Source organism: Streptococcus sp. 1449 (genome assembly GCF_013276805.1).
GTDB lineage: Bacteria > Bacillota > Bacilli > Lactobacillales > Streptococcaceae > Streptococcus > Streptococcus pseudopneumoniae.
In genome coordinates, this window is the sequence record NZ_VMLS01000002.1 from 1 (window position 1) to 22046 (window position 22046).

At 40.8% G+C, this 22046-nt stretch carries 16 protein-coding genes and 2 pseudogenes; 1 reads left to right on the forward strand and 17 read right to left on the reverse strand.

Going from position 1 to position 22046, the window contains the following annotated elements:
• Positions 1-505: 505 nt before the first annotated feature.
• From HT687_RS00150 to gyrA, 16 genes and pseudogenes are all read right to left on the reverse strand, one after another.
• Positions 506-1530 (reverse strand): annotated as a pseudogene (locus tag HT687_RS00150) (Rpn family recombination-promoting nuclease/putative transposase).
• A gap of 337 nt (positions 1531-1867) precedes the next feature.
• A complete protein-coding gene (gene lepA, locus HT687_RS00155; RefSeq protein WP_001047210.1) occupies positions 1868-3691 on the reverse strand; it encodes a translation elongation factor 4 in 1824 nt (607 codons plus the stop codon).
• A 78-nt stretch (positions 3692-3769) separates the two neighbouring features.
• Positions 3770-4498 (reverse strand): metallophosphoesterase family protein, encoded by a 729-nt coding sequence (locus HT687_RS00160; RefSeq protein ID WP_079252948.1) that lies wholly within the window; start codon positions 4496-4498, stop codon positions 3770-3772.
• Position 4499: 1 nt separating this feature from the next.
• The gene (gene recN, locus HT687_RS00165) at positions 4500-6167 is read right to left on the reverse strand and encodes a DNA repair protein RecN (RefSeq protein ID WP_172924028.1); all 1668 of its coding nucleotides are present in this window, start codon (positions 6165-6167) and stop codon (positions 4500-4502) included.
• 6 nt (positions 6168-6173) lie between these two features.
• Positions 6174-6605 (reverse strand): arginine repressor, encoded by a 432-nt coding sequence (locus HT687_RS00170; RefSeq protein WP_020900686.1) that lies wholly within the window; start codon positions 6603-6605, stop codon positions 6174-6176.
• On the reverse strand, positions 6598-7413 hold the full coding sequence (locus HT687_RS00175; RefSeq protein WP_172924029.1) for a TlyA family RNA methyltransferase: 816 nt from the start codon (positions 7411-7413) through the stop codon (positions 6598-6600). Before HT687_RS00175 ends, HT687_RS00170 begins: the two co-directional genes overlap by 8 nt.
• The gene (locus HT687_RS00180) at positions 7406-8281 is read right to left on the reverse strand and encodes a polyprenyl synthetase family protein (protein ID WP_172924030.1); all 876 of its coding nucleotides are present in this window, start codon (positions 8279-8281) and stop codon (positions 7406-7408) included. The genes HT687_RS00175 and HT687_RS00180 overlap by 8 nt, the downstream gene beginning before the upstream one ends.
• A complete protein-coding gene (locus HT687_RS00185) occupies positions 8278-8490 on the reverse strand; it encodes an exodeoxyribonuclease VII small subunit (protein WP_000043226.1) in 213 nt (70 codons plus the stop codon). The genes HT687_RS00180 and HT687_RS00185 overlap by 4 nt, the downstream gene beginning before the upstream one ends.
• Positions 8468-9808 (reverse strand): exodeoxyribonuclease VII large subunit, encoded by a 1341-nt coding sequence (gene xseA / locus HT687_RS00190; RefSeq protein WP_172924031.1) that lies wholly within the window; start codon positions 9806-9808, stop codon positions 8468-8470. Before xseA ends, HT687_RS00185 begins: the two co-directional genes overlap by 23 nt.
• Positions 9809-9935: 127 nt before the next feature.
• The gene (udk, locus tag HT687_RS00195; protein ID WP_001181366.1) at positions 9936-10574 is read right to left on the reverse strand and encodes a uridine kinase; all 639 of its coding nucleotides are present in this window, start codon (positions 10572-10574) and stop codon (positions 9936-9938) included.
• A gap of 107 nt (positions 10575-10681) precedes the next feature.
• A complete protein-coding gene (locus tag HT687_RS00200; RefSeq protein WP_000983427.1) occupies positions 10682-10984 on the reverse strand; it encodes a bacteriocin immunity protein in 303 nt (100 codons plus the stop codon).
• A gap of 366 nt (positions 10985-11350) precedes the next feature.
• Complete coding sequence (truB, locus tag HT687_RS00205; protein ID WP_172924032.1) at positions 11351-12229, reverse strand: tRNA pseudouridine(55) synthase TruB; 879 nt, start codon at positions 12227-12229, stop codon at positions 11351-11353.
• 10 nt (positions 12230-12239) lie between these two features.
• Positions 12240-13514 carry a DUF2130 domain-containing protein gene (locus HT687_RS00210; protein ID WP_138707149.1) on the reverse strand — a complete coding sequence of 425 codons (1275 nt, stop codon included), beginning with the start codon at positions 13512-13514 and terminating at the stop codon, positions 12240-12242.
• Positions 13515-13609: 95 nt separating this feature from the next.
• Positions 13610-13891: pseudogene (locus tag HT687_RS00215) on the reverse strand (PLP-dependent transferase); the annotation flags it as partial.
• Positions 13892-14050: 159 nt separating this feature from the next.
• Positions 14051-14794 (reverse strand): sortase SrtA, encoded by a 744-nt coding sequence (srtA, locus tag HT687_RS00220; RefSeq protein ID WP_023936196.1) that lies wholly within the window; start codon positions 14792-14794, stop codon positions 14051-14053.
• The gene (gene gyrA / locus HT687_RS00225) at positions 14794-17262 is read right to left on the reverse strand and encodes a DNA gyrase subunit A (protein WP_023936198.1); all 2469 of its coding nucleotides are present in this window, start codon (positions 17260-17262) and stop codon (positions 14794-14796) included. Before gyrA ends, srtA begins: the two co-directional genes overlap by 1 nt.
• A 193-nt stretch (positions 17263-17455) precedes the next feature.
• On the opposite strand from gyrA, the gene HT687_RS00230 reads away from it, so the two are divergent.
• Positions 17456-18424: an L-lactate dehydrogenase gene (locus HT687_RS00230; protein WP_000204723.1), complete on the forward strand. Its 969-nt coding sequence runs from the start codon at positions 17456-17458 to the stop codon at positions 18422-18424.
• Positions 18425-18683: 259 nt separating this feature from the next.
• Here the strand turns inward: HT687_RS00230 and HT687_RS00235 are convergent, their stop codons facing one another.
• The gene (locus HT687_RS00235; protein WP_172924033.1) at positions 18684-21938 is read right to left on the reverse strand and encodes a DEAD/DEAH box helicase family protein; all 3255 of its coding nucleotides are present in this window, start codon (positions 21936-21938) and stop codon (positions 18684-18686) included.
• Positions 21939-22046: the final 108 nt, after the last annotated feature.

Here is a 22046-nt window from a genome sequence, read left to right on the forward strand (position 1 = left end):
ATATATATGCAGAGACTGCACAAAGCTATTCTATCAAGCTTCCTGACAATTCTGTCTTGAGAAACATATACAAATCAAAACTTTATTACAATTTGATAACATTTCAGTGACAGTTTGTTTCGAAGCAATTTCTCCCTGATGTTAATCACATCAAAAACTAATGGATAAAAACAAATCCTAGCATTGTATGATTAAAAAGCCGCTCTTCTGGAGTAGCCACGCCATACTCCCTTTTTAATCATTTATGGATAAAACTAAATCATATGCCAGTTTATAGATTCTAACCCCTTGCTTAGGGATTCTTATAGATTAGATTATCAGCTAGCTCCAGTTTTTCTAAGATCACTACTTCTCTTAGGCTTACTTGATTTACAAATGACCTAACTAGCTAACTCCGAAATCAATATATTTTATTGAACCCTATCTAGGAGATAGAGAGTTACAAAAAACTCCAACTAGGGCTTGCGAACCTTGTCTTTGCTGGTTTCTCTGTATTTTTGAGCTCTTATTTGTATTTTTTCAATAGCGCCTCAAACTCAGCGACTGTTATGCCCAACTGCTGGCTAGCAACCTCAGAAGTCAGAAGACCTTGGCGGACTAGATTTACTAACATGGCGAAACTACCTTCAGCTTTCCCGAGCTCCAGTCCTTGTTCAACTCCTTCTGCTCGCCCACGCTCAAGACCTCTCTCTAAACCTTTTTCGATACCCTCAGCTCGACCGCGTTCTAATCCCTGTTCAAGCCCCTCTGCACGACCTCTCTCCAACCCTTTTTCTTCAGCTTGTTCCAAGGCATAGTCCTGTGCTAATAAGGCTTGTTCTTCTCGCATACGTAGTTGACTAAACATCTCCCTGTCCTCCTCAGACCAGCTCTTGTAATCTAGCAGTTAGTCTGCTTGGCTGATGGCTCGCTCAGGTTCTTGGGTAAAGGGTTTATTCCCGAAAAACTCCAACCATGGCTTGCGAACCTCGTCTTTGCTGGTTTCTCTGTATTTTTTTAGTTCCAAGAACGCCATCTTAACCAGATGGTTTTCCTGTCCATTGTTTGTAATTGTTAAAACCTCACCTGTCCTATCCTCTCGCATGCTAAAACTATGAAAAGCCAAGTCATCTGAGAAGTAGTTACTATCCACAATTGCGATAGCGTATACTGGTGAGATGTGTTTATAACTCTGATGAGTATCACCTTCTCGTTGACGAATTTTTTCAAGATTTTGATTGACCTGACTGCAAAGGTAAGCCCACAGGCGATTGATGAAAAAATTCTGATGATGGACTTGAATCTCAATGATTACTTGAGTACCATTATCTAGTTCAGCTAAAACATCTATACTGGTATAGAAATCCTGAGCCGAGTAGGGTAGGGCAGGGAAGGCAAGACGTGAATGTTACTTCCCTCCAAAATGGTCACATTTTTGGCTGGTAAATCCAGCATATCGCGAATAAATTGACAAGTGATTTCCGGATTGCTAAAAATCTTCTTAGCAACCAAATCATTGGTCGGGCTAATGCCCGGATGACGTACAGTCATATTGCTTCTCCTTTCATTATAGCACATTTTTTAATCTAGATTTGATTATTCTATTTATTTATTCGAAAAAGAGAGGAAAATACAGTCAAGATATGGTCACAAATTTAAAATTTTATAGTGAAATGAAAAAATAAGAACAGGGCAAATCTATCAGGACAGTCAAATCTATTTCTAACAATGTTTTAAAAGTAGAGGTGTACTATTCTAGTTTCAATCTACTATACCATTATTTTCTCCGATTTCTTGATAGTTTATAAAAAAGCAGGCCATTAAAGCCTGCTTTACTATTGATTCTTATATACATTTCCTGTGAACAAGGAAAGGCATTTCTGATAACTTATTCTTCATCCATGCTCAAGACGCTGAGGAAGGCTTCTTGTGGGACTTCAACTGATCCAATAGCTTTCATACGTTTCTTACCAGCTTTTTGTTTTTCAAGGAGTTTACGTTTACGAGAAACATCACCACCATAACATTTAGCAAGTACGTTCTTACGAAGGGCCTTAATATCAGTACGAGCGACAATCTTGTGTCCAATTGCTGCTTGGATTGGAACCTCAAATTGTTGGCGAGGGATGATTTTCTTGAGCTTATCAACGATGAGTTTCCCACGTTCGTAGGCAAAATCCTTGTGAACGATAAAGCTAAGGGCATCCACCTTGTCTCCGTTGAGAAGGATATCCATTTTCACCAGCTTAGATGGGCGATATTCTGACAATTCGTAGTCAAAGCTTGCATAACCACGTGTCGAAGACTTAAGTTTATCAAAGAAGTCAAAGACAATTTCAGCAAGAGGAATTTGATAGATAACATTGACACGGTTATCATCAATATAGTCCATAGTCACAAAGTCCCCACGCTTACGCTGAGCTAGCTCCATTACTGCTCCGACGAACTCCTGTGGTACCATGATTTGCGCCTTGACATAAGGCTCTTCAATGGTCGCAATCTTAGTTGGGTCTGGAAACTCAGATGGGTTTGACACATCCATAGACTCACCGTCGGTCAAATTAACCTTATAGATAACAGACGGAGCTGTCATGATGAGGTCAATGTTGAACTCACGTTCCAAACGTTCCTGGATAACATCCATATGAAGAAGTCCAAGGAAACCACAACGGAAACCAAATCCAAGAGCCTGAGATGTTTCTGGTTCAAACTGAAGACTAGCATCATTCAGTTGCAATTTTTCAAGGGCTTCACGTAGGTCATTGTACTTGTTTGACTCGATAGGATAGAGACCCGCAAAGACCATAGGATTCATCTGTTTGTAACCATGTAATGGCTCTGTCGCAGGATTGGTTGCCAAGGTAACGGTATCACCCACACGAGTGTCCTGAACCGTCTTGATAGAAGCCGCAATATAACCAACGTCCCCAGTCGCAAGAAAATCACGACCAACTGCTTTGGGTGTAAAGATACCGACTTCGGTCACATCAAAGGTCTTGCCATTGCTCATAAGCTGAATCTTATCGCCAGGTTTGACCACCCCATCCATGACACGCACTTGGAGGATAACCCCACGGTAAGCATCGTAAACTGAGTCAAAAATCAAGGCCTTGAGTGGTGCCGTCACATCACCCGTTGGTGCTGGTACTTTTTCTACAATTTGCTCTAGAATTTCTTCTATACCAATACCAGCCTTGGCAGATGCTAAGACTGCTTCACTGGCATCCAAACCAATGACATCTTCAATCTCCGTACGCACGCGCTCAGGGTCTGCAGCAGGCAGGTCAATTTTGTTAATAACAGGCATGATTTCCAAATCATTGTCCAAGGCCAGATAAACGTTGGCAAGAGTTTGAGCCTCAATCCCTTGGGCAGCATCAACCACCAAAATCGCCCCCTCACAGGCAGCGAGCGAACGTGAAACTTCATAGGTAAAGTCTACGTGTCCTGGTGTGTCAATCAAGTGAAAAATATAAGTTTCCCCATCTTTTGCAGTGTAATTGAGCTCTATGGCATTCAACTTAATGGTAATCCCACGTTCCCGCTCTAAATCCATACTATCCAAAAGTTGAGCTTGCATTTCACGACTGGAGACTGTCTCAGTTTTTTCCAAAATGCGGTCTGCTAGAGTTGATTTTCCGTGGTCAATATGGGCGATAATAGAGAAGTTACGGATCTTCTCCTGTCGTTTTTTCAATTCTTCTAAGTTCATGATTCTCTTCCTTTCAGGGTATCTATTTATTATAAATTGTTTTTGACATTTTGACAAGACCATCCCCTGCTAGGAGTACTAATCTTCAGCGACAAAGCCGTCATTCTCAATAAAGTGATGTTCTGTCATCCCTTGATCTGTAAAGACAATCCCGTGAAGGACACCACCATAGACAGCTCCTCCATCCATCCCAATCTTGCCATCTTCTGTAGTCCAAAGCTCAGCAGTACCTCGCTCTTGCTTTAACAAACCATAGACCGGTGTATGACCAAAGACAATGATTTTTCCAGTATGATTTTCTGCTTCGTGGAATGGTTTTCTAAGCCATACTTTCTTGTAATCTGTAGTTTCATGCCAGTCGTCCAAGGTCAAATCAATACCTGCGTGAACGAAGATATACTTGTCTGTCTCTACCACAAATGGCATTTGACGAATAAATTTGACCAAGTCTGCCGCTTCAGTAGCAACACGCTTGGCATCCTCCACTCCGTCAACTGGTGCATCCAAGGGACGACCTAGGATAGAGTTAATAGTTGTATCACCACCATTACGACGATAGTGGTCATAGCTTTCTTCTGGATCATCTAGCCAAGTCAAAAACATATACTCATGATTTCCTGATAAACAGATAGCCCCTTGATTGTCCACTAAATCCTTGACCATTTCAAGGACACGGCAACTATCTTCACCACGGTCAATTAAATCCCCTAGAAAGAGCAACTGGGTCTGACCATCCCAGGTTTTGAGAAGGTCTTCCAGCATCCCAGCTTTTCCGTGAACATCTCCAATTACATAATAGTCAGTCATCTTATTTCTCTCTGTTTCTCAACAATTCTCTGGCTTGCGTCAGGGCTGCTTCGGTCACATCATCACCTGCCAACATCTTAGCAACTTCCTCCACTCGCTCTTCGACCGTCAAGAGACGAACAGTCGAAACCGTTGAATGGTCATTACTAATCTTCTCAATAAAGAATTGATAATCCGCAATCGCAATCACTTGTGGCAAATGAGAAATCGCCAGAACCTGACCATGCTGACCAATTTTATGAATCTTCTGCGCAATAGCCTGAGCTACACGACCTGAAACTCCCGTATCCACTTCATCAAAGACAATACTGGTCTTACCTTCTTTATGTGAAAAGGCAGACTTAATGGCTAACATGAGACGAGATAATTCCCCTCCAGAAGCAACCTTAACCAAGGGTTTAAAGTCTTCTCCAGGGTTGGTTGAAATATAAAACTCAACCATTTCATTTCCCTCACGACTGAATTTTCCCTTACTAAAACGAACCTGAAACTGGGCTTTTTCCATATAAAGGTCTTGCAGTTCTTGTTTAATCTCTGCTTCGAGCTGCTGGGCCAAGTCATGACGAGCAGAGGCAAGTTGACCAGCCAAATCAACAAGATTGACTTCCAATTTCTTAAGCTCTGCTTCCATGTCCTCAGACGAAAGGTTATTACCTGTCAAGAGATTGTATTCTTCCGTAATCTTGGCAAAATAAAGCAAGACATCGTCTACAGTCCCACCATACTTACGGGTAATAGTATGAAGGAGGTCTAAACGATTCTCAACCTGCATGAGACGATTGCCATCAAAATCAAGGTCCTCTATAATAGCTTCCAAACGTTTGCTAATATCTTCTAAGACATAGTAGGTCTCAGACAAAGAGCTTGAAATTTCACGGTATTCAGGGTCGTACTCTTCAACACTTTCCATGTCATTCATGGCTGAACGAACATTGGCCAGACTTGAAAAATCTTCATTGTCCAACATACTGTAGGCATTGGTCAGCGTATCCGCAATATTTTTATGGTTGAGCAGTTTCTCTCGCTCTTGGTTAAGAGCCAAGTCTTCACCTGCTTGCAAGTTGGCTGCCTCAATCTCTGCCATTTGAAATTCCAACATTTCGATACGTGCCTTGTGTTCCTGTTGGTTTTTCTTGACTTCCAGAACCTGCTTACGCATTTTACGGTAGGCATCAAAACTCGTTTGATAGGTTTCTTTTAAGTCCCAAAAAGCTACGTCGCCAAATTCATCCAACATCTGGATGTGCAGTTGAGGACGCATTAACTCTTCTTGGTCATGCTGACCATGTATATCCACCAGATGTTGCCCAATAGCACGCAAAACAGATAGATTAACCATCTGGCCATTCACACGACTAATACTCCGACCATTTTGCAAGATTTCCCGACGGATGATAATTTCATCACCCAATTCCAAACCTTGCTCATCAAAAATTTCCTGTAAAAGGCGACTATTCTCAACTGAGAAAAGTCCCTCAATCTCTGCCTTTGGTGCTCCATGACGAATAACATCTGTCGTCGCACGAGCTCCCAACATCATATTCATGGCATCAATGATAATCGACTTTCCTGCACCTGTTTCACCAGTCAAGACAGTCATCCCCTTCTCAAAATTGAGGGAAATAGCCTCAATAATGGCAAAGTTTTTTATCGAAATTTCAAGTAACATATAGACCTACCAATTTTTTACTTGTTCAAAGATTTCCTCAGCTAGACTTTCACTTCTTGCAATGACTAAAATAGAGCTATCATCAGCTAAACAGCTAAAAATCTTGTCCGCAAAAGTCTCGATTAACTGAGCTTTTACAAAAGCCGTATTTCCTGGAATAACTTGGAGATTGATCATCTTGTCCATCAATTCAGCTGACTCAATATTGTCTTCAGCCAGTTGCAAACTTTTTACGATTGATTTTGGCAATTCATAGACATAGGTGTTGTCTCTCAAAGGAATTTTGACAATGCCTAGCTCTTTGATATCCCGTGATACTGTTGCCTGAGTGGCAGTGATCCCTGCCTCTTTCAAATGTTCTACAATTTCTTCTTGTGTACCGATTTGATAATCTGTCACAAATCGTCTAATTTTTTCAAGTCTCTCTTTTTTATTCATTTTTAAATTGACTATGCGCCCTCTCTACTACTTCTTCAATTTCAGCAAGAACCTGATTGCTTGCTGACTCTTCTTTTTTCAAATATGCTAAAAATTCAATATTTCCATGACCACCTTGGATGGGAGAAAAGTCCAAACCAAGGACTGAAAAGCCTTCCTCTACTGCCATAGCTGTGACAGATTCAAGGACATGTTGATGAACCTTAGCATCCCGAATAATTCCATTTTTCCCGATCTGCTCTCGACCTGCCTCAAACTGGGGCTTAACCAAAGCCACAACCTGACCTTGATCAGATAACACACAGTACAAGGCCGGCAAAATCAGACTGAGGGAAATGAAACTTACATCAATACTGGCAAAGCTCGGTTCCTGCTCGAAATCAGTCTTTTCAGCATAGCGGAAATTAAACTGCTCCATACTGACAACTCGTGGGTCTTGGCGTAGTTTCCAAGCCAACTGATTGGTACCAACATCAACTGCAAAGACTAACTCAGCACCATTCTGCAACATGACATCGGTAAAGCCTCCAGTAGAAGCACCTATATCAATTGTTGTAGCTCCTTCTACTGACAAATCAAAGACCTGCAAGGCCTTCTCCAGTTTCAAGCCACCACGACTAACATATTTGAGTTTTTCCCCCTTGAGTTTTAACTCGGTGTCATCTGGAATTTTCTCTCCTGGCTTGTCAAAACGTTCTCCATTAAGGACTGCTACGACTAAGCCAGCCATGACACCGCGCTTGGCCTGCTCTCTCGTTTCAAACAAGCCCTGTTTATAAGCTAGTACATCTACTCTTTCCTTAGCCATTGATTCTCAAACTTTCTACTACTTTCACAATTGATTCTATCTCAAAAGGAACTTGCTGGGCAATTTCTTCTAATTTGGCATTGGCTTGATCCAAAGTCTGGTTACAAAAGGCAATAGCCTCTTCCAAGCCCAACAAGGCTGGATAGGTTGATTTTTCTGCCTGTAGGTCCTTTTGTGGTGTCTTACCGATTTCCTCAAAACTAGCTGTCACATCAAGTACATCATCTCGAACTTGAAAAGCAAGTCCAATCAATTCCCCAACAGTTTTCAGCTTTGCCGGCATTTCAGGAGCCAATTCAGCTATAATAGCAGCTGCTTGGAAGGGATAAGCTAGTAGTTTTCCAGTCTTATTAGCATGAATGATCTGGAGTTCTTCCAAAGACAAATGTTGGCGTTCTCCCTCCATGTCCAAAACCTGCCCAGCCACCATACCCAGACTACCTGAAGCAAGGGATAAGTTGGCAATCAAGTCCACCTTGATCTGACTTGGCAAATCTGCCTGCGCTATCAAAGCATAAGGATCTAGGAACAAAGCATCTCCAGCCAAAATGGCCATAGCTTCACCGAATTTCTTATGGTTGGTCAAACGTCCTCGACGATAATCATCATCATCCATAGCAGGAAGATCATCATGAATCAAGCTCCCTGTATGAATCATTTCCAAGGCCGCGGCCACCTGTGCATGTGCTGGTTTAATAGCCACCTGCAAGGCTTCCAGAACTTCTAACAGAAGAAAAGGGCGAATACGCTTGCCACCAGCATGAATGGAATAGAGAACAGACTCTCGCAAACTAGAGGCAAACTGCTGGTCTCCATAAAAGTCTTCCAAGGCCGACTCGACAAGAGCTAATTTTTCTTGCTTTTTCATTCAAAATCACTTTCTGTTCCGTCTTCTTGCATAACCTTGACCAAAGTCTTTTCAGCCTTGTCTAGCGTCGCTTGGAGCTCTTTTGACAAGACCATACCCTTTTGAAAGGCAGCAATCGCATCTTCCAGAGCAATTTCACCATTTTCCAAACTTTGGACAATGGTCTCCAGTTCTGCTAGATTTTCCTCAAATTTCTTTTGTTTTGACATCTTTAACCTCTAATTCTACTCGACCATCTCGCATCAAAAGCGTCACTTGGTCTTTTTTCTTCAAACTCTCAACCGAATCTACAACGGACTCTTCTTTCTTGACAATAGCATAACCACGCGCCACAATTCGGCTAGTATCTAACATGAGCAAGGCTTCTGAAAGTCGCTTCACTTCAGCAACCTTGGCATCATAAACCAGCGCCATTTGGCTACGGAGGAGCTTATCCAACTGGCCTAGACGGTCTTGATAACGTTGAATTTTGGTGACAGGTGATAATTGTACCAGTCGATGCATCCTTGCTTGGACGACTTGCTTGTTATCAGAAATCCGTGTTCGCAAACTCTGTTTTAATCGCAGTTGCAGTTGATCCAAGCGTTGCATATAGCCGTCATACAAACGCTCTGGCTGTCTAAAGATAACAGACTGACTGCATTTTTTCAAAGCTTCTTGTTTCTTAGATAGGACATTTCGGACTGCTGTTGCCATCCGTTTTTCCTGATTTTGCAAATGAGCTAATAGATCCAACTTGGTCACAGGTGTTGCCAGTTCAGCAGCAGCCGTTGGCGTTGCCGCCCGACGATCCGCTACAAAATCTGCCAAGGTCACATCCGTCTCATGCCCAACACTAGAAATGATTGGCAAGCGAGATTCAAAAATAGCCCGCACCACAATCTCTTCGTTAAAGGCCCAGAGATCCTCGATGGAACCACCACCACGACCAATAATGAGCAAGTCCAAATCGTCCCCTTGATTAGCACGCGCAATATTTCGAGCAATTTCCTCAGCAGCCCCTTCACCTTGAACCTTGGTCGGATAAAGAAGGATATCTACACCTGGAAAGCGTCTGCTGACGGTCGTGATAATATCTCGAATAACGGCTCCACTGCGACTGGTCACTACACCAATTCTCTTAGAAAATTGGGGCAGAGGTTGCTTGAAGCGTTCTTGAAATAAGCCTTCTTCTGTCAATTTTTTCTTGAGTTGTTCAAACTGAATCGCAAGCGCACCAACTCCATCAGGCTCAGCCTTTTCTATGATGATGGAGTAGCTACCGCTCGGTTCATAGACCTGCACACGCCCAATTACATTGATCTTCATTCCTTCTTCCAGGTCGAAGCCTAATTTCTGATAAACCCCAGACCAGATGGTCGCTTGAATAACTGCATGGTCATCTTTTAGGGAGAAATATTGGTGAGTAGGTCGTTTACGAAAGTTGGAAACTTGACCAGTTAAATAGACCCGTTCCAAGTATGGGTCTTTATCGAATTTCATTTTCAGATACTTGGTCAAAGTTGTTACCGATAAATACTTTTCCATCTCCACCTACTATTCCTTTTCTTGCTCTTTCATGGGTATTATTATACCAAAAATATGCCTAAAAATCTCCATTTATGTACCATTATGAGGGAAAAATAGAAAAAGGAGGCAAGGCCTCCAATTCTGTTTATTTACTATTTCGAGCTTCTTCCAAAATCTTTGCAATCTTGGTCGTCAACAAATCGATAGCTACTGTATTGCTGACTCCCTCAGGAATGACGATGTCAGCATAACGCTTAGTCGGCTCGATAAACTGATGGTACATGGGTTTAACCACACCTAGATACTGGTCAATAACGCTATCAAGGCTACGGCCACGTTCTTCCATATCACGCTTGATACGACGAATAATACGCACATCGTCATCCGTATCCACAAAAATCTTGATATCCATCAAATCGCGCAGACGCTTGTCCTCCAAGACCAAAATCCCCTCAACGATAAAGACATCTTGAGGCTCTTGACGATAGGTCTTGCTGCTCCGTGTATGTTCAGTATAGTCATAAGTCGGAATGTCCACCGGACGCCCTGCCAACAATTCCTTCATCTGCTCAATCATCAAGTCTGTATCAAAGGCAAATGGATGGTCATAGTTGGTTTTGATACGCTCTTCAAAGGTCAAATGAGACTGATCCTTGTAGTATGAATCATGCTCAATCATGGAAATCTTTTCATCAGGAAAATGCGATAAAATGGCTCTTGAAACACTGGTTTTACCACCACCAGAACCACCTGTCACTCCAATAATGATTGGTCTATTTTGCATGCTATCCTCCGTTATTTTATCCGTCGTCTATTCTATCACATTTTTTACAAAATTTATAGTCTCATCAGCAAAAAACACCAGAGTCTTCCCTCTGATGTTCGATAGTTTTAACGAAAGCCCTGTAGGGTTTGAGCAAGCATCTGCAAGAAAGCCAGTCTCCCTCTTTCCTGGCTAGGAGCTTTGGCAATCCATAAACCAAAATCAATGACAGACTTAGGTGCCTGGTAATGATGCGTCATGAGGTAAAGCGACAACCCTTGACTCAAATTGGCCATGACCGATTGGTATTTTTCATTTCTGTCTAAATTTTGTATAGCAAGACGAAACAGGTGACTCAACTCACTATTTTCATTTATTTCTTTTTGTTGAAGAAGTTGCTCCACCCTTTCTCGAAACTCATTTTGCATCATGGAATTATCACACCAAATCCTGGTCTAGGTGCCCATGGACCATAATTAATCCAGCCATTGACTATTACACTTCCCGTGTACCCCCAAAACTCTCCATGATTGATACTGCATTTTGCTCGACCTTTAACGTCTACACAATATACTCCTGGGCCTGAGTTCCCACCAGAACCTGTAATGGACTCTAAATATTTATCTGAAAGAATTTTAAATTGCTTCATTTCACACCTCTAAATTTCTATATAGATTATTTGAGTATCTACAACTCGCAACAATTGGAATATTATAATTCCCAACCCCATTCTACTATTAGTATGGGGTTTTATCAAGCAATTGTTATCTATCACCCGATTTTTATTCCTAAAGGATCTAGCTAAAAACCTTCCTTGGCTTGTAGAGTTTGTCCCGTTTTTCTAGAATGGCTAACAATGTATTATCTTCAAAGGCAGCCAGTTCTTTGTCCGTTTGGTCTAGCTCAATAAAACGACCAAAGCGAACTTCTGTAGCTTCTTCTGGACTTAGGAAAACTTTGACAAGATCACCTGTCCCAATCTCTAAAGGATGGAGAAAATCTAATTGCCCAGCCTCTACTTTTTCAGCAATTTCCTCCAAGGTCAGTGCGTCTTCTAATTGTAAGCCAGCAGCACTAGTACGAGTCAAATGGGACATATGAGCCGCATAACCAAGCTTTTCACCCAAATCAACTGACAAAGTACGGATGTAAGTCCCTTTACTGCATTTTACACGAAAAGTAAAGCGTGCAAGGTAATCATCATAAGAAATCGGACTTGTTCGATCAAATTGATAAATGGTCACCTGACGTTCTGGACGCTCCACTTCCTGACCAGCACGCGCATACTCATAGAGCTTGCGACCATTAACCTTAACTGCCGAGTACATAGGCGGAATCTGACTAATAGGCCCAGTCAAGCTCGCAATCGCTTCATCAACAAGCTTTTCATCCAATTGCGATAAAACAGGTGTCTCTGCGACCACTTCCCCACTGGCATCCTCAGTTGTCGTGGAATAACCCAGAGTGATTTCCCCCTCATAGACCTTGCCCTCGTCCTGCATAAACTCGACCATGCGGGTCGCCTTGCCAACCGCAATGGGCAAAACGCCCACTACATCTGGATCCAAGGTCCCACCATGACCAATTTTCTTGGTTCCCAAAATCTTACGCAGTTTAAAAACCGCATCATGCGAGGTCATCCCCGCTTCTTTTTTTAAGTTGATAATACCGTTCATTTTTGCTTTCTCACTCCCCCTTCAATGCTTCAAATTTCGCTTTCATGGTTGGATTTTTCCGGGTCAATTTTTTAACAGAGACATCTTCCAATTTGTTGTTAGCTAAACGGAGTTGGTTTTCAGATGTGGTCAGGAATTTCTTAACCTCTTCCATGCGTTTGATGGCCTTGTCGATTTCATCAATAGCTTTTCCAAAGTTGGTCGAAGCTGAATTATAGTTCTTAGCAAAAGCTAGTTTAAAAGCATCCAAGTCTTCCTCAAAATGTGTAATGTCGATATTTTGCTCGCGAACAAGCGCTAACTCCTGCTTGTATTTTAAAGAATTAAGAGCCGCATTACGTAAGAGCCCAATCAACTGAATAAAGAATTGAGGACGAACCACATACATCTTTTCATACTCGTGACTGACGTCAACAATCCCTGTGTTAAAGTAGTCATTATCAGCCTCAAGCATGGTCACTAAAACGGCATATTCACAGTTCTTCTCCCGACGGTCCTTGTCCAATTCCTTGTAAAAATCTGCATTCTTGTGCTTCTTCTCTGTTCCGTCAGCTTCATTCTTCATCTCAAACATGATGGAGATAATCTCTACCCCATTTTCATCACACTCACGGAAGATGAAGTCTCCCTTAGACCCACGCGCAGAGACTTTGTTATCCTTCTCAAAGTAGGCATTTGGAAAGGCGAAACTACGGACCTTGTTAAACTCACTCTCTGCATACTGTTCTAGGCTTTCCCCAATGGCTTTTGTAGATTGTTGAGCCTTAAAATTCTTATAAAACTCGACTTGTTCACTAGCTGCTTTAAGCTGGGCTTCATAGTTTTGCTTAACAGAAGCCAAAGACAACTCATTTTCCTTTTCTTGCAAGAGGAGCTGATTTTTGACCTGAACATGTTCTTTTTCTAGGTCAGAAAGGGTCTTTTGCAGTTGATTTTCATGCTCTAAACGCAAAGTGGCCAATTGGTTCTCCAAAGCCTGTACTTCCTTGTCCTTAGCCAAGAGGGCCTGATGGCTTGTCTGTTCAACTTCTTTCTTGGCCAATTCTTTTTCTGTATCAAAGTTTTGGATCTGACTCTGTAATTGCGCAATTTCTTGATCCTTCTGAGCCAGTTTAGTCTGTTGCTCATTCATAGCCTTTTGCTCAGCCAAGGCCAGTTCTTGCCTCATCCTATCGTGTAGTTCCTTATCAAACTCTGCCGTTCTCACTTGGGACAAAAGTTCAGCATACTGGCTTTCATTTACTGTAAAGACTTCCCCACAGTTGGGACATTTGATTTCGTTCATTACATTCCTCTTTCTAGACTTCTGTAACCATTATATCATGCCTGAAGGAAAATCAAAAACAGTGAGTCAAAACCCACTGTTTATCTTCTGTTACTTTAAATTTTTTCCAAGGCCAAGCGCAAGTCTCCAATCAAATCTTCTACATTTTCAAGACCGATAGACAAGTGGATTTGGTTTGGTGTGACACCTGCTGCTTCTAGGTCTTTTTCTGACAATTGACCATGAGTGGTTGTTGCTGGATGGACAACAAGCGATTTAGCATCTGCCACGTTTGCAAGATCAGAAAAGATTTCTAAATGATCAATGACCTTGCGGGCTTCTGCCTCCCCACCTTTGACATGGAAGGTAAAGATGGAGCCGAAACCTTTTGGCAAGTATAGTAGATTGAAACTAGAATAGTACACATATACTTCTAAAACATTGTTAGAAATCGATTTGACTGTCCTGATCGATTCGTCCTATTCTTATTTCATTTTACTATATTTTTATGAAAATCTTAAAAAAATCAGTGAAATTCTGAATTTCACTGATTTGTATTAATAAAATTGTTTATATGGTTGATTGAAAGCTGTTAGGATTTCATCAGATGTTTGTGAATAATCTTTTGTTTCTTTCAAATCACCTTTGACAATAATACGTTCTGTAGCAGCAAGGTCTTCACAGGTTACTAATGTGATTTCATTGACCCCTTCTCTATCATCAACCTCATCAACACGATCCGGTGTCACACGTTTGACTTCACGTATTTCATAAGTATAAACTTTATTTTTATCGGTTAGATAAATCTTCATGCCATTTTTAGCATTATCTAAAGGAGAAAATAACATTTTATTAGCATTATCAACACCAAAGATATGGTGACTAGCTAGACTATAATTTCCTTCCCCCATTACTTGCTCGCGTTTCATTGTACCAGCTCCGTAGAAGAGATTAACATTATCAAGTCCTTTAAAAATCGGCAAATTCATTTCCAATTCAGGAATTGCAATTCCCCCAATAACTGGTAATTTTTGAGCATCCCATTGAGAAGTTAGAACAGCTTCCGAAGAGATAGCTTTGACAGAATCAAAGTCAAAATTGCCTTCTGTATCCTGATTTTCTTCTAATTTTTCTTTTGATACCTGGCTAACTTGATACTTATTGGTATTCCAGACTATGAAAATATTTCGAATTTGCGCATTAAAAATCAAAGCCAGTGACAGTACTATCAGAAATCCTGCTAGGATATTTGTCAGCAGATTTTTTCGCTTGTTTTTCTTTTTATTATTTTTTTGAGACATTATGCTTCACCTTCTGTTTCATTTTCTGTCCCAACTTCTTCTTTTTCTGCCGCTGCAACCGTTGTGAAGGTCACTATCTGAGCATCTTGATCCAGGCGCATTACTTTAACTCCCATAGTTGCACGTCCTGTTTGCGAAATATTGGCAAGATTGGTTCGAATCATGACACCTGTATCAGTGATAATCATCAAATCCTCATCCCCTTGAACAGTCATAAGACCGGCCAGCAAGCCATTTTTTTCGGTAATTTTAGCTGTCTGCATTCCCTTACCACTACGACCTTTTGTTGGGTATTCAGTAGCGACTGTACGCTTACCATATCCTTTTTCTGTGATAATAAGAACCTCATCTTGATCAGTAATCAAGCTGGCACCAACAACTGTGTCTCCTTCACGAAGGTTAACACCTTTCACACCAGTGGCGATACGACTCATACCACGAACGGCTGATTGATTAAAGCGAACTGCATAACCAAACTTGGTACCAATGATAATATCCATATCTCCTTCCGCCAACAAGACATTGATTAACTCATCTTCATCCTTTAGATTCAGCGCTTTGAGACCATTTTGACGAATATTGGCAAATTCCTTAACACTGGTTCTCTTCACAATACCGTGACGGGTTGTAAAGAAGAGATAAGCATCATCACTGCGATCAGACCCAACATTGATAACCGTCTGAATATTTTCGTCTTCATCCAATTTCAAGAGATTGACTACTGGTAGCCCTTTGGCAGTCCGACCATACTCAGGAATTTCATAACCTTTCAAACGATAAACTCGTCCTTTATTTGTGAAGAAGAGCAGATGATCATGGGTGCTAGTTGACACTAACTCACGAACAAAGTCATCATCTTTCACTCCTGTTCCTTGGACACCACGACCTCCACGTTTTTGAGCAGTAAATTCAGCTTGGTCCAGACGTTTAATGTATCCTTTGTTAGAAAGGGTAATCAAGACATCCGATTCTTCAATCAAATCTTCATCTTCAAGACTCAAGACTTCACCAACCATCAACTCTGTACGGCGTTTATCGGAAAATTTACGTTTAACTTCATCTAATTCGTCTTTGATAATTTGAGAAACACGTTCTGGCTTAGCAAGAATATCCGCTAAATCCGCAATCAGAGCCAAGAGGTCATCATACTCAGACTGAATCTTATCTCGTTCCAAACCTGTCAAACGACGAAGACGCATATCAAGGATAGCTTGACTTTGACGTTCAGAAAGCTTAAACTTGCTCATCAACTCAGCTTGAGCTTCCGCATCCGTTTCACTAGCACGGATGATACGAATCACTTCGTCGATATGGTCTAGCGCAATCAAGAGACCTTCTAAGATATGAGCGCGCGCTTCCGCTTTTTCCTTATCAAAACGTGTACGACGAACAACCACTTCTTTTTGGTGCTCGATATAAGCATCCAAAATCTGACGAAGAGATAAAATCTTCGGTACACCATTTTGAATCGCTAACATATTGAAACCAAAGTTGGTTTGCATCTGGGTCATCTTGAAGAGATTATTAAGGATAACATTGGCTGAGGCATCACGCTTGACTTCAATAACAAATCGAACCCCTTCACGGTTTGACTCATCACGTACTGCTGTAATCCCCTCAATACGTTTTTCCTGAACCAAGCGAACAATATGCTCATGCACCTTGGTTTTGTTGACCATATAAGGAAATTCTGTTACAACAATGCGCTCACGGCCAGTCTTAGTTTCTTCGATTTCGGTACGAGAACGTAGGACAATCGAACCTTTACCTGTTTCATAAGCCTTGTGGATACCTGATTTCCCCATGACAAGGGCACCTGTTGGAAAATCTGGACCAGGCAAGACTTCCATCAATTCCTTGGTAGTCACTTCAGGATTATCCATGACCAACTTCACTGCATCAATGGTTTCACCTAGATTATGAGGTGGAATATTGGTTGCCATCCCAACAGCAATACCAGTTGCTCCATTAACCAAAAGGTTTGGAAAACGCGCTGGCAAGACCAAGGGTTCCCGTTCGTTGGCATCATAGTTATCAACGAAATCAACTGTATTTTTGTTGATATCACGAAGCATTTCCAGAGCAATCTTGCTCATACGTGCCTCGGTATAACGTTGAGCGGCAGCACTATCTCCATCCATGGAACCAAAATTCCCATGACCATCTACAAGCATGTAACGGTAGCTCCACCATTGAGCCATACGGACCATGGCTTCATAGATAGAGGAATCCCCGTGTGGGTGGTATTTACCCATGACATCCCCTGTAATACGAGCAGATTTTTTATGGGGTTTGTCTGGAGTAACACCCAATTCATTCATTCCGTAGAGAATGCGACGGTGAACAGGTTTTAAGCCATCTCGAACATCAGGAAGAGCTCGCGCTACGATAACACTCATGGCGTAGTCGATAAAGCTTGCCTTCATCTCCTTTGTCAGATTGACATTCACTAAATTTTTATCCTGCATTAATAAATGCCTCATTTCACAATTAGTAAGTAACAACATTATACCATAAATTCCCATCTATTTCAGCCTCTAAACCACTAAAACGTTTACATAGAGAACTATACGGCATATTCGTGACAAAGTTTTTTAAAAGTGATAGAATGAAGTTGTCTAGGGAAAATCCCCTAATAAAATTAAGGAGATGTTTAGAACAATGACTTCAACTAAACAACACAAAAAAGTTATCCTTGTCGGTGATGGTGCTGTAGGTTCATCTTACGCTTTTGCACTTGTTAACCAAGGAATTGCACAAGAGCTTGGAATTATCGAAATTCCACAATTGCATGAAAAAGCTGTTGGTGATGCGCTTGACCTTAGTCACGCCCTTGCCTTCACTTCACCTAAAAAAATCTATGCAGCTCAATACTCTGACTGTGCAGACGCTGACCTTGTTGTGATCACTGCAGGTGCGCCTCAAAAACCAGGTGAAACTCGTCTTGACCTTGTAGGTAAAAACCTTGCTATCAACAAATCAATCGTAACTCAAGTTGTTGAATCAGGTTTCAAAGGTATCTTCCTTGTTGCTGCTAACCCAGTTGACGTTTTGACTTACTCAACTTGGAAATTCTCTGGTTTCCCTAAAGAACGCGTTATCGGTTCAGGTACTTCACTTGACTCAGCTCGTTTCCGTCAAGCCCTTGCTGAAAAAATCGGTGTTGACGCTCGTTCAGTTCACGCCTATATCATGGGTGAACACGGTGACTCTGAGTTTGCCGTTTGGTCACATGCTAACGTTGCCGGTGTAAAATTGGAACAATGGTTGCAAGCTAACCGTGACTTGAATGAAGCTGACCTTGTAGAACTCTTCATTTCTGTTCGCGACGCTGCATACTCAATCATTAACAAGAAAGGTGCTACATACTACGGTATCGCTGTAGCCCTCGCTCGTATCACTAAAGCAATCCTTGACGATGAAAACGCAGTACTTCCACTTTCCGTATTCCAAGAAGGTCAATACGGAATTGAGAACGTCTTTATCGGTCAACCAGCTATCGTTGGAGCACACGGTATCGTTCGTCCAGTAAACATTCCATTGAACGATGCAGAAACTCAAAAAATGCAAGCATCTGCTAAAGAATTGCAAGCTATTATTGACGAAGCATGGAAAAATCCAGAATTCTAAGAAGCTTCTAAAAATTAATTTAACTATAGACAACTCCTTGAATCATCAGGGAGTTGTTTTTTTCCTGTATTATATGAAATAGTACCCTATCACTCTAAAACGTTGTTATAAAATGCTTTAAATTCCTAATTGATTTGTTCATATCTTATTTCAATCCATTATACATCTTCCCACAATAAAACGCATAATACCAAGGATTGTCAATACCTTATCTTATGCGTTTTTTCTGATTTCAAAGAATTTTGACTCAGCCTTCTTTTTAATTATTTTCAAAATAGGAATCAACCAACTTTTGAATGCGCCCTTCTTTAGCCGCTGGAATGGTATCTGCTAAAACAAAATTCTTCCTACTGATATCTTTAGAAAGATTGCCAAATATAAAATTAGTGGAAATGTTATAGATAATCTCAGACGGAGCAAATCCATAAACTTGGTTTTCTAAGATATGTTTTAAGCGTTCTTCAGGATTTGGAAATGCATCTTTTAAACCATTGCTATTATATAGTCGCTTAACCAATTCTGCAATATAGAGGCCTGACTTCATGTACAAATCAATAAATGTCTTAGATGGATCGTCAAATATCCCTGGATTTTCCTTTTCCAAATCATCCACCATTCTTTTTACCACACGTTTAGGAGTGAAAATCTGATTGGTTTTCTGTGGTGGAATATAGTCAAAAATATCTTCTTTTTGATCTTTAAAATAATCCGCCAACTCCTCTTTCTTACGAAGAAATTCTTGGATAGCTTCGTCAAATGTTGCTCGATCAAAGAGATGTCCTGCAAAATCTTGTCCACCATCTCTCAAATAACGAAATTGGTCAATCGTAATAGCAGTCACTTCAAAGAAAACATGCTCAGGAACAAAGGTATCAAAATTATCAAGTGTTAGAGATTGATTGCCATAGGCCATGATGAAACTTGGAATTGTTCGTGCAAATCCTCGAAGATGGTCACGAATCTCATCTTGAGCTGATTGTTTTAACTGTTCAACACGTTTTATCTCAACCTGTTCGATAAACTTCTCAGGCATTTTTTCCACTTCTTTTTTGAGTGTTTGCTCTAGTTTTTCTTTGTGAATGAGATTATTTTCTTCTAAACGTTTATCAAAATCTTCTTGAATCTTATCCTTTTGCTCCTTATCAACCGCTTCCTTGATTTGTTGCTGCAATTCTTGCTTGATATGAGCTTCAGAAATTTTTCTTTCGATATCATTTTTTCGAATTTCATTCTCAAATATTGCTGTAATTTGTTTCTTGATTTGGTCTGTTTCCCGAGTTTTAAAGTTGTATTCAGCTTTTAAATCTTCTACAATCACTGGAGAAACTGTTTGACTCAACTCAGAAGCCAACTTCCTATGAGATTTTTCCTCATTCTGGGCCATCACTTCTGTAACTGACTCACCCAGCGCATAAACTTTTTCACCAAAAAGTCGCATTTGCTGATTAACTACAATTTCATGGTCTACTACTGCATTTCCCTCATCATCGACTGTAACATCTGAAAAGTCTAATAAATCAGAACTATCTTGTACCTTCCCTTCCTTTTCAACTGGCAGCTCATTTAAAATGTCTAGAACTGTTTGACTAGCTTGGAAAATACCGCTGATATTATCAAATAATAGATTGGACATAAAGCCACGTTTAAGAACTTCTCTAGCTTTTATCTGGCGAGGAATGGTTAGAACCGCCTTGGCATCAATTTCAACCATCTTACCAGCACGGTCTTCAGCTATGACAGGGAAGAAATTGAGTAATTCTCTGATGTTTTCTTCACGAGTTGTCGAAGTCCCGCCGCCTCCTGCAGTCGCAAGCGATAAGTTGTTGGCAAACTCATCAAAGAGAATCAAGGTTCTTTCCGGCGCAAAGTCAAATACATAGGCTCTTTCTTTGCGAAAGTGATTTCCTTTGTTATCGGTCCATGAATATGGGTTCTGAGCACGAAATGCAGCCTGCATATAAAGAGCAGGTGATTTCAAATTTGATAACATCAATACACCTGTCCATTCAGGGATAGTGACCCCTGTCGTCAACTGACCAACGGAGAGGGTAATGGTTTTGTCATTCTCTGCTATCGCTTTTCTAACCAAGTCCAAGGATTTGAGTTTGACTTTATCGTCATCCTCGGACATACGCCCGTCGCCAGCAGCTAACACAATCTCATAATTTTCATAGATGGGATGTTCTTCTAGTAGTGCTTTTAAAGCTTTAGCTGAGGCTACACGTTCTAACAGCCAAAAAGTATGCTTGAGTTCGTTCCGAAGTTCTTTGGTTGAAAATGGATATTTTTCATTGCTTGACAGAGTATCTAACCAATTTCTGACATCTTGTTCATGGATAAATTTCCCTTTATCATCTGTAGCGAAAAATTCACTCAAGTCAAAAGCATAGTCAATATTTTCACCATCAAGTTGAGCGCCTTTCTCTAGCTCTTCACCAATCATCTGAGACATTTGATAGGTAAAGAGATTTAACTGAGGTAAGGTTTCATATGGATTTTCCTCTTCTTGCTCAGGCGACCAAATAGTTTTGGCTGCCTGCTCATCAGCATAAGACCAGTTATAGATTTGCTCCTCGGTAAACTCTCCCTTTGCCAATGCTTTAAATGGTGTACCTGACAAATGCAGAGTAAAATTCCGTCGAATCTTATTAAAGGCTTGGTCAGTCTTGAAGGTATCAACTCCTTCATGAGCCTCGTCAATAACCAACAAATCCCAATGCAGATCAGTCACCCATTTGAGTTTATCGTGCTCTCCACCTAAATAAACAGAACCTTTCAAGTCTTGGAGACTGATAAAAGCAAGTTGTCTTACATCGTCATCTAAAATACCAACAAATTCTTTACGTGACAAAGTTGGACGACTCTTAAGGCTATCTGATTCAGAAACAAACTTGTAAGTCGTCTGGCCTGCTATGAATGTTTCAAAATCATCATACCATGAGTTAGCAATGGCAGGGCGGTTTGTTACAATTAGGACATTAACAGCTTCCATTCGACGAGCTAGGTCATAGGTAGACAAGGTTTTACCAAATCGTGGTTTGGCATTCCAGAGAAATTTGCCTCCAGCATGTTCTTGGAAATAAGCTAATGTCTTAGCAACTGCTTCTTCTTGCTCTTGTCGCAGAGTATAGTCCTGTCCTTTTCCAGGTTGATAACCAGACAAATCATGCTGAACAAATTTATCGAATAGATTTTTAGATTTTTCAGGAGTTCCATTAAAATAGAACCATTCCGTCTTAGGACGACGTTCTACATCATGGAAAGACAAGAAATGGTGGAAATCATGATCCTTGAAAGTTTTCCCCTTATCAGGCTCTTCTGTATAAGCTGCATCACCAGTCCATAATATGTCTGTATCTATATGAGCTGTATGCGTTTGCTCCTTGATACGTTGTGTGACATCACGTTCTGTATACCCAATCTTAATCCAGCCTTCATTACTGGTTACTGTCGGTGTGGTGTAGGCATAGATTTTAGGATGAATCTCTTTAGTGATTTTAATTTCTACTGGCATAAGTTTTCCTTTTTTGAACGTTTGCTAACCAAGTCAATTTATCTAACAAATGACTTTCTCATCTCATAAGTACAAAAAGGGTCAGGGCATCGTATGCTTCCTGACCTA

What these genes read in the sequence shown, in the direction of transcription:
- HT687_RS00160 (WP_079252948.1), bottom strand. Translation starts at nt 4,498, where the DNA reads ATGACTGACTATTATGTAATTGGAGATGTTCACGGAAAAGCTGGGATG.
- xseA (WP_172924031.1), bottom strand. Translation starts at nt 9,808, where the DNA reads ATGGAAAAGTATTTATCGGTAACAACTTTGACCAAGTATCTGAAAATG.
- HT687_RS00235 (WP_172924033.1), bottom strand. Translation starts at nt 21,938, where the DNA reads ATGCCAGTAGAAATTAAAATCACTAAAGAGATTCATCCTAAAATCTAT.
- HT687_RS00180 (WP_172924030.1), bottom strand. Translation starts at nt 8,281, where the DNA reads ATGAAAAAGCAAGAAAAATTAGCTCTTGTCGAGTCGGCCTTGGAAGAC.
- srtA (WP_023936196.1), bottom strand. Translation starts at nt 14,794, where the DNA reads ATGTCTCAAAAAAATAATAAAAAGAAAAACAAGCGAAAAAATCTGCTG.
- HT687_RS00210 (WP_138707149.1), bottom strand. Translation starts at nt 13,514, where the DNA reads ATGAACGAAATCAAATGTCCCAACTGTGGGGAAGTCTTTACAGTAAAT.
- HT687_RS00170 (WP_020900686.1), bottom strand. Translation starts at nt 6,605, where the DNA reads ATGAATAAAAAAGAGAGACTTGAAAAAATTAGACGATTTGTGACAGAT.
- recN (WP_172924028.1), bottom strand. Translation starts at nt 6,167, where the DNA reads ATGTTACTTGAAATTTCGATAAAAAACTTTGCCATTATTGAGGCTATT.
- truB (WP_172924032.1), bottom strand. Translation starts at nt 12,229, where the DNA reads ATGAACGGTATTATCAACTTAAAAAAAGAAGCGGGGATGACCTCGCAT.
- HT687_RS00185 (WP_000043226.1), bottom strand. Translation starts at nt 8,490, where the DNA reads ATGTCAAAACAAAAGAAATTTGAGGAAAATCTAGCAGAACTGGAGACC.
- udk (WP_001181366.1), bottom strand. Translation starts at nt 10,574, where the DNA reads ATGCAAAATAGACCAATCATTATTGGAGTGACAGGTGGTTCTGGTGGT.
- HT687_RS00175 (WP_172924029.1), bottom strand. Translation starts at nt 7,413, where the DNA reads ATGGCTAAGGAAAGAGTAGATGTACTAGCTTATAAACAGGGCTTGTTT.
- HT687_RS00230 (WP_000204723.1), top strand. Translation starts at nt 17,456, where the DNA reads ATGACTTCAACTAAACAACACAAAAAAGTTATCCTTGTCGGTGATGGT.
- HT687_RS00200 (WP_000983427.1), bottom strand. Translation starts at nt 10,984, where the DNA reads ATGATGCAAAATGAGTTTCGAGAAAGGGTGGAGCAACTTCTTCAACAA.
- lepA (WP_001047210.1), bottom strand. Translation starts at nt 3,691, where the DNA reads ATGAACTTAGAAGAATTGAAAAAACGACAGGAGAAGATCCGTAACTTC.
- gyrA (WP_023936198.1), bottom strand. Translation starts at nt 17,262, where the DNA reads ATGCAGGATAAAAATTTAGTGAATGTCAATCTGACAAAGGAGATGAAG.